The sequence below is a fragment of the Massilia agri genome (genome assembly GCF_024753255.1).
Lineage (GTDB): Bacteria > Pseudomonadota > Gammaproteobacteria > Burkholderiales > Burkholderiaceae_D > Telluria > Telluria agri.
In genome coordinates, this window is record NZ_JANUHA010000019.1 from 75,784 (window position 1) to 84,045 (window position 8,262).

The window sequence follows — 8,262 nt, forward strand, 5'->3', positions numbered from 1 at the left end:
TGGTATCGCCAGCCGATACCTGGCCGTCAAGGAATCGCTACCGCGCCGCCAGTGCTTGCCTCCACGACGGTCCATGGCGATGATGCCAGCACTTTCAACAAGGAGAACACCATGAAACGCATCGTCCTCGCCACCCTGCTCGGTCTCGCCTGCATCGGCTCTCACGCCGCGGGCCAGTCGAATCCTTCCCAGGCCAGCGCCAACCTGTCCGGCGTCGTCGTGGTGGGCTCGGTCCTGAGCGTGGCCGCCACCGGCAGCGTGGTCGTGGCCAGCGCGAAGACCGTCGCCGACGGCCTGGAAGTCGTGCTCGAGAACGTCGTGGACGGCAGCCGCGCGACGGTACGCCTGTCGGGCAAGGCGGCGGGCGGCCTGTCGCTGGCGGCCGGCACCACGCTGGAAGTCGTGACGGCGTCCACCGGCCACGTGCTGGTCTTGTCGGGCAAGGCGATCGCCTTCCTGCCGAACGAAGCGGGCAAGGCCCTGCTGCACTCGTCGAAGGCAATCTGATGCGCGCACTCGCCCTCGGCCTGGTTGGCATCGTGCTGGCCGCGCCGCTGATCGCGCGTGCCGGCCAGCCCTGCGAGAACAAACCCCTCGCCCCGCACGAGATCGTGCTGTCCATGGACCTGGCCCAGCGCACGGTGGCCGCGCTGGACGCCAGCGGCGCCCAGGTCGCCCTGGTCGCGCGCGCCGGCCAGGACCTGAGCAAGTACGGCCTGCGCTATTCCCACATGGGCATCGTCGTGCGCGACCATCCGGCCGGTCGCTGGACCGTCGTGCACGCGCTCAACGATTGCGGCACCGCCGTGTCAGGGCTCTACAACGAGGGCATGGGGAACTTCTTCCTCACCGACCTGTACCGGCTCGAGGCCCAGCTCGTGATCCCGGGGCCGGAAGCGCAGGCGAAGCTGGCCAGGCTGGTGGCGACGCGCACGCCGCTACGCCTGCACGAGCCGCGCTACAACATGCTGTCCTACGTGTATTCGACGCAGTACCAGAACTCCAACCAGTGGGTGCTGGAGACCATCGCCGCGGCGCTGGCCCCGAGCGGCCAGGTCGAGACCCGCGCCGAGGCCCAGTCCTGGCTGCGCTCGCGCGGCTTCCAGCCGCCGACGGTCGACATCCCGGCCGCCGTGCGCCTGGGCGCCCGCATGTTCCGCGCCAACGTGGCCTTCGACGACCATCCTTTCGACCGGCGCATGGCGGGCAAGATCGATACCGTCACGACGGATGCGGTGGTGCGCCTGATGCGCATGGTCGATCCCGATGCGAAGACGCGGATCGTCGACTGAGGGCCAGGCCCCCAGTCCCTTCGCCTTACTTGCCGATCACCACCGGCTCGCCAAAGCCCAGTTCCTTCATGCGCGGCAGCTGGGTCTTCGCATCGCCCACGACCAGCCAGACCATCTTCGACGGATCGAGGTACTTCTCCGACAGCGCCTGCACCTCCGGCAGCGTCATGGCCTTGACGATCGCCTCGCGGTCCTTGACGTAGCTCGGGCTCCAGCCGTATTTGCTGATGTTGTCGAGCATGCCCAGCTTCGCCGTGGCCGTCTCGAAAGCACGGGCGTTGCTCTTGACCAGGAAGTTCTTCGTCGTCTCCAGGTCGGCCGCCGAGAAGGTCGGCGCATAGTCCTGCAGCACCTGCTTGACCAGCTGGGTCGACTCCAGGGTGACGTTGCTGCGCACGCCGCTGGCGATCGTGAACGGGCCGGCGCTCTGGCTGCCCGAGAAGCTCGAGTTGATGCCGTAGGTGTAGCCCTTGCCTTCACGCAGCTGCTGGGTCAGGCGCGAGGCGAAGCCGCCGCCGCCCAGGATGTAGTTGGCCACCGTCGCCGGGTAGTAATCGGCGTCGGTCGCGGCGAGTGCGCGGTAGCCGATGCGCAGCACCGACTGTTTCGCGTCGGGCACGTCCACGAAGTAGACTTTGCCGGCCGCACCAATGCTGGCCGGCGTCGCTGCCGGCAGGCTGACCGGCTTGGCCTTCCAGTCGCGTCCCAGGTCGGCCAGCGCGCGCGTGACCGAGGCTTTCGGCAGGGCGCCGACCACGTGCATGCGCGCGACGGACGGTGACAGGTTCGCGCGGTACCAGGCTTTCAGGTCCTCGATCGTGATCGCGTTCACCGTCGCGGCCGTGCCGAGGATGTTGCGCGAGCGGAGATCGTCTTTCGCGTAGATCAGCTTGTTGAAATTGATCGCGGCCAGCGCGTTCGGATCGGCATCCTGCTGGCGGATCTGGCTCAGCACGCTCTGCTTGATGAGGGCGAATTCGTTCTCGTCCCAGCGCGGCTGCAGGAGGATTTCTTCGACCAGGTCCAGGGTGGCGTCGAAGTTGCGGGCCAGGGTCGTGACGCTGATGCGCACGTCCTCGCTGCGCGCCGACACATTGATCGCCGCACCCAGCTGCTGGATCGCTTCTTCCAGCTCTTCCGGCGTCTTCTTCGCCGTGCCCTGGGTCAGCATGCGCGCCATCAGGTTGGCCACGCCCACCTTGTCCGGATTGTCGAGCAGCAGGCCGCCGTCGATGGCGATGTCGAACTGCACCAGCGGCACTTCCCGGTTCTCGATGCCGACCACGCGCAGGCCATTGGCCAGCTTCGCGTCCCAGACCGCCGGCACCTTCACCGCCGGGGTGGCGCCGTAAGGCGGTTCCTTGCTGCGGTCGATCTTCGACGGGGTGCGGGTGTAGTCGGCGTTCTGGCTCGGGTCCACCGCGTTCTCGGCGCCCTGCACCACCTTCTCTTCGACCACGTCGGCCTTGCTGGACCCGCTCAGGGCCAGGGCGAGCTTCGCCTTGGGGACGAAGCTGGTCGCCACAAAGGGCTTGCCCTTGATGTAGGTGTCGTAGACGCGGCGCACATCGCCCGGCGTGACGGCCAGGGTCTTGCGCACGCCTTCCTCGATGCGGCCCGGATTGCCGCTCAGGTAGTTGTACTCGGCCAGCAGCGCCGATTTGCCCAGCACGCTCGACACCGCGTTGTAGAAGCGGGTCTCGAGGCCGGCCTTGATGCGGTTCAGGTCGCGCTCGGAGATGCCTTCGCGTTCGAACTTGGCGAAGGCCTTGTCGACGGCGGCGGCGACGTCGTCCAGGGGTTTGCCCTCGAAGGCGCGCACGCGCAGCATGAACTGGCCGGCCAGTTCGGCGGTCTGGTTGCCCATCTGGACGCTGGGCGCCAGCTTGGCGTCTTCGACCAGCACCTGGTAGAACGGCGCGCGCTTGGTCTCGGACAGGTATTCGGCCAGCACCTCCAGGGCATAGGAATCCGGATGCAGGTCCTCGACCGTCGGCCAGGTCATGGTCAGCTCGGGCAGCTTGGCGAAGTTGTCCTCGTGGGCGAGCTTGACGGTCTGGGCGAGCTTGCCGGGGCGCTTGGCCAGCGGGGCGATCGCCTCGCCGCGCTTGATCTCGGCGAAGTATTTCTCGACCCATTTGCGGGCCTGGGACGGGTCGAAGTCGCCCGCGATCACCAGCGTCACGTTGTTCGGCACATACCACAGGCGGAAGAATTCCTTGACGTCGTCGAGGGTCGCGTTCTGCAGGTCTTCGAGCGAGCCGATCACCTGCCAGTTGTAGGGATGGTCCGCCGGGTACAGGGCCTTGTTGATGACGTAGCGGGTGTGGCCATAGGGCGCGTTGTCGACGCCCTGGCGCTTTTCATTCTTGACGACCTGCTTTTCCTTGGCCAGCACCGGGTCGGTGACCGTGTTGATGAACCAGCCCAGCTTGTCCGCCTCGGCCCAGATCATCTTCTCCAGCGCGTCCTTCGGCACCGTCTGCAGGTAGTTGGTGCGGTCCTGCGAAGTCGAGCCGTTGGCGCCCGAGCCGCCGATGCGCGCGGTCATCTTGTCGAGGCCGCCCTTGCCCAGGTTTTCCGATTCGAGGAACAGCAGGTGCTCGAACAGGTGGGCGAAGCCGGTGCGGCCGACCTTTTCGCGGGCCGAACCGACGTGGGCGGTGAGGTTGACGGCGACCACGGGGTCGGAGCGGTCGATGTGGAAGATCACGTCCAGGCCATTGGGCAGCGTGAATTTCTGGTACTCCACCTTGAGCCCGGCTTTCGCCGCCGCCTCGGCGGGCCTGGCGGCGTGGGCCGCGGTGGGAATGGTCGACGCGAGGCAGGCGGCCAGCAGGACGGCCGGGGGAAGAGTCTTCATGCAATCAGGTCCTTACAAGGGAACGGAAGGTCGGCGCGGCGCGCCCCAAGGTTCTGGATGGTATTGCAATTTCCTGATTGCTACAACGTGCTCGCCCGCGCCGTGCATATATCGACAAGCCATTCGCTTGCACGCGCTCCGGATCGGTTCGTACGTGTGTGAACTAACCGAAGGCGCCTTGTCGTTCGGTTAAGGTGGCAGCTTCCCTACTGAAAGGACAGCCATGGACCAGTACCAGGAACACCCCCTCCGGCTGCGCATCAACGGACAGGACCGGGAATTCTCCGTCCAGTCCTGGGTGACGCTGCTCGACCTGCTGCGCGAGCGCGCGGAGCTCACCGGCACCAAGAAAGGCTGCGACCACGGCCAGTGCGGTGCCTGCACCGTCCTGCTCGACGGCAAGCGCGTCAACGCCTGCCTGACCCTGGCCGTCATGCACGACGGCCGCGAGGTCACCACGGTCGAGGGCCTGGCCGATGGTGAGCAGCTGCATCCGCTGCAGCAGGCCTTCATCGACTGCGACGCTTTCCAGTGCGGCTACTGTACCCCCGGCCAGCTGTGCTCGGCCGCGGGCCTGATCGCCGAGGGCGAAGCGAAGAGCATCGACGACGTGCGCGAACTCATGAGCGGCAACGTCTGCCGCTGCGGCGCCTATCCCCAGATCACCCAGGCCGTGGTGCAGGTGATGGGGCTCGACGGGGGCAAGCGCGCCGGCGAAGGAGAAAAACCCTTCACCACGGGAGCGGTGCTCGCATGAATCCATTCACGTTTACCCAGGCGCGCGACATCGACGCCGCACTCAGCCAACTTGCCTCCGGCGAAGCCCGTCCGATTGCCGGCGGCACCAACCTGATCGACCTGATGAAGGAAGGGGTCATGCGCCCGGGGCGACTGGTCGACATCAATGGCCTCGGCCTCGACCGCATCGAGGACGGACCGAATGGCGGCCTGCGCCTGGGCGCCCTGGCGCGCAATGCCGATACCGCCTACCACGAGACCGTGCGCAGCCGCTATCCGCTGCTGAGCGCCGCCATGCTGGCGGCCGCCTCGCCCCAACTGCGCAATATGGCCACCAACGGCGGCAACCTGCTGCAGCGCACCCGCTGCTATTACTTCTACGACGTCGGCACGCCCTGCAACAAGCGCGAGCCGGGTACGGGCTGCCCTGCGAAGGAAGGGCTGAACCGCCAGCTCGCCATCCTCGGCACCAGCGAGCATTGCATCGCCACCCACCCGTCGGACATGTGCGTGGCCCTGCGCGCCCTGGACGCCGTCGTGCATGTGCGCTCGACCAAGGGGGAGCGCGACATCCCCTTCGCCGATTTCCACCGCCTGCCGGGCGACCGTCCGGACCTCGACACGACCCTGGAGCCGGGCGAGCTGATCACCCACATCGACCTGCCGGACGCCGACCGTTTCAAGGCGCATTCCGCCTACATCAAGGTGCGCGACCGCCTGTCGTACGCCTTCGCCCTGGTCTCGGTGGCGGCCGCCCTCGACATGGATGGAAAGACCATCCGCGCGGCCCGCATCGCCATGGGCGGCGTGGCCCACAAGCCCTGGCGCGTCGAGGAAGCGGAAGGCGCGCTTGCCGGGAAACCGGCTGACGGGCATGCCTTCGGCGCCGCCGCCGACATCCTCCTGCGCGGCGCGCAGGGCTTTGGCCAGAACGACTTCAAGCTCACGCTGGCGCGCAACGCCATCGTCCAGGCCTTGACCACCGCCGCGCGCGGCACCGACTACGCAAAGGGAGAACAACGATGACCGACCTGATTCCAGAACTGCGCACGCCGACCGCGCCCGAGGGCACCGGCCGCGTCAAGGGCGGCATGCCGGTCTCGCGCGTGGACGGCCGCGCCAAGGTGACGGGAAGCGCCCGCTACGCCGCCGAGGAGCAGGCGCCCGGCCTGCGCTATGGCGTGGTGGTGAGCGGCACCATCGCGAGGGGCCGCATCACCGCGATCGACACGGACGAAGCCTTGACTGCGCCCGGCGTGATCGAGGTCCTGACCCACCTGAACCGGCCGAAGATCCGCTCCTGGGACCTGGCCTACAAGGACATGACGGCCCCGGGCGGCTCGCCTTTCCGGCCGCTGTTCAGCGACCGGATCTTCTACAGCGGCCAGCCGGTCGCCCTGGTGGTCGCCGAGACCTTCGAGGCGGCGCGCTACGCCGCCCAGCTGGTCAAAGTGAATTACGAGGAAGAGAAGCACGAGACCGACCTGCTGGCCACCCTCGACCAGGCCTACAAGCCACGGCCGATGAAGGCCGGTTTCACGCCGCCCAGTTCCAAGGGCGACGCCGACAAGGCGTTCGAGGAGGCGCCGATCAAGATCGAGTCGCAGTTCTACCACGGGGTCGAGCACCATAACCCGATGGAGATGTTCGCCACCACCGTGATCCGCGGGGAGGACGGCCACCTGACCATCTACGACAAGACCCAGAGCTCGCAGAACAACCGCTGGTATGTGTCGCGCGCCTTCGGCCTGTCCAAGGACAAGGTCACCGTACGCAACCCCTTCGTGGGCGGCGCCTTCGGCTCCGGCCTGCGTCCCCAGTATCAACTGACCCTTGCCGTGATGGCGGCCCTGCAGCTGAAAAGCTCGGTGCGCGTGGTGCTCACGCGCCAGCAGATGTTCAGCTTCGGCCACCGGCCCGAGACCTGGCAGAAGGTGTCGCTCGCCGCCGACAAGGACGGCAAGCTGCAGGCGATCAAGCATGAAGCCATCCACGAGACCTCGCGCCTGGAAGACTACGTCGAGGTGGTCGTGAACTGGTCAGGGCAGCTCTACGCCTGCGACAACATCAAGCTGGGCTACAAGCTGGTGGCCCATGACCGCCACTCGCCGATCGACATGCGCGCTCCGGGCGCCGCCCACGGCGTGCATGCCCTGGAGGTGGCGATGGACGAACTGGCCTACAAGCTGAAGATGGACCCGCTGCAGTTCCGCCGGCTGAATTACGCGAGCGTGAATCCGCTCGACGACAAGCCCTATTCGACCAAGGAGCTGCACCAGTGCTACGACAAGGGCGCCGCCCGTTTCGGCTGGGACAAGCGTCCGCTCGAGCCGCGCTCGATGGTCGACGGCGAGGAGCTGGTCGGCTGGGGCATGGCGACCGGCATCTGGGACTCGCTGGTGATGGTGGCGCGCGTCAGCGCGGTGCTGCATGCGGACGGCCGCCTGGTGGTGAGCAGCGCGGCCTCGGACATCGGCACCGGCACCTATACCGTCATGTCGATGATCGCCGCCGAGTGCATGGGCCTGCCGCTGGAAAGAGTGACTTTCCAGCTGGGCGACTCGACCCTGCCGATGGCGCCGATCGAGGGCGGTTCCTCGCACGTGACCACGGTGGGCGGCGGCGTGCATGGCGCTTGCGAGAAGCTGCAGAAGACCCTCATCAAGATTGCGAAGGCGATGCCCGGCTCGCCGCTGGCCAAAGCAAAGCCGAAGGACATCGAGTTCATCGATGGCGCCATGCAGCTGCGCAATCGCCCCGACGTGTCGCTGCGCCTGTCCGAGGTGCTGGCGGCGAAAGGGGTCGACCGTCTCGAAGAGAAGTTCTTCATGACCCCGCAGATGGCCAAGCAGCGCAAGTTCACCCGGGCGGTGCACTCGGCCGTGTTCTGCGAGGTGCGCGTCAACGAAAAGCTCGGCATGGTGCGGGTCACGCGCGTGGTCAGCGCGGTGGCGGCCGGCCGCATCATCAGCGGCAAGACGGCGGCCAGCCAGGTCAGCGGCGCCGTCGTCTGGGGCATCAGCCAGGCCCTGCACGAGGAGAGCTTCACCGACCACAGGTTTGGGCGCTTCATGAACCACAACTACGCCGAGTACCACGTGGCCGTGAATGCCGACATCCACGACATCGACGTGATCTTCGCCCAGGAGGACGACCGCATCGTCAGCAAGCAGCTCGGCGCCAAGGGCGTGGGCGAGATCGGCATCGTGGGCGTGTCGGCGGCGATCAGCAACGCGATCTTCCACGCGACGGGCAAGCGCCTGCGCAGCACGCCGATCACGCCGGACAAGGTGCTGCTGGGCGATCGCGAAATTCCGGTCGAGGAGCCGCCGCAGGCGAAGTGAGCGGCAAACCGGCATCACGACAAAC

6 protein-coding genes are annotated in these 8,262 nt (G+C 67.1%); 5 read left to right on the plus strand and 1 reads right to left on the minus strand.

Features of this window, described 5'->3' with window-relative positions:
- Positions 1-111: 111 nt before the first annotated feature.
- Both NX780_RS21320 and NX780_RS21325 read left to right on the plus strand, forming a co-directional pair.
- Positions 112-507, plus strand: a complete 396-nt coding sequence (locus NX780_RS21320) for a hypothetical protein (protein ID WP_258829893.1) — start codon at positions 112-114, stop codon at positions 505-507.
- A complete protein-coding gene (locus tag NX780_RS21325) occupies positions 507-1,292 on the plus strand; it encodes a DUF2145 domain-containing protein (RefSeq protein WP_258829894.1) in 786 nt (261 codons plus the stop codon). Before NX780_RS21320 ends, NX780_RS21325 begins: the two co-directional genes overlap by 1 nt.
- A 25-nt stretch (positions 1,293-1,317) precedes the next feature.
- Here NX780_RS21325 and NX780_RS21330 read toward each other — a convergent pair whose 3' ends face one another.
- A complete protein-coding gene (locus NX780_RS21330; RefSeq protein ID WP_258829895.1) occupies positions 1,318-4,155 on the minus strand; it encodes a M16 family metallopeptidase in 2,838 nt (945 codons plus the stop codon).
- A 223-nt stretch (positions 4,156-4,378) separates the two neighbouring features.
- Between NX780_RS21330 and NX780_RS21335 the strand changes: the two genes are divergently transcribed.
- From NX780_RS21335 to NX780_RS21345, 3 genes are read left to right on the plus strand one after another with little or no spacing between them, the layout of a single operon-like run.
- Complete coding sequence (locus tag NX780_RS21335; protein ID WP_258829896.1) at positions 4,379-4,912, plus strand: (2Fe-2S)-binding protein; 534 nt, start codon at positions 4,379-4,381, stop codon at positions 4,910-4,912.
- Entirely contained in the window at positions 4,909-5,919 is a 1,011-nt protein-coding gene (locus NX780_RS21340; protein ID WP_258829897.1) for an FAD binding domain-containing protein, read from the plus strand. The genes NX780_RS21335 and NX780_RS21340 overlap by 4 nt, the downstream gene beginning before the upstream one ends.
- Complete coding sequence (locus NX780_RS21345; RefSeq protein ID WP_258829898.1) at positions 5,916-8,237, plus strand: xanthine dehydrogenase family protein molybdopterin-binding subunit; 2,322 nt, start codon at positions 5,916-5,918, stop codon at positions 8,235-8,237. Before NX780_RS21340 ends, NX780_RS21345 begins: the two co-directional genes overlap by 4 nt.
- Positions 8,238-8,262 lie beyond the last annotated feature (25 nt).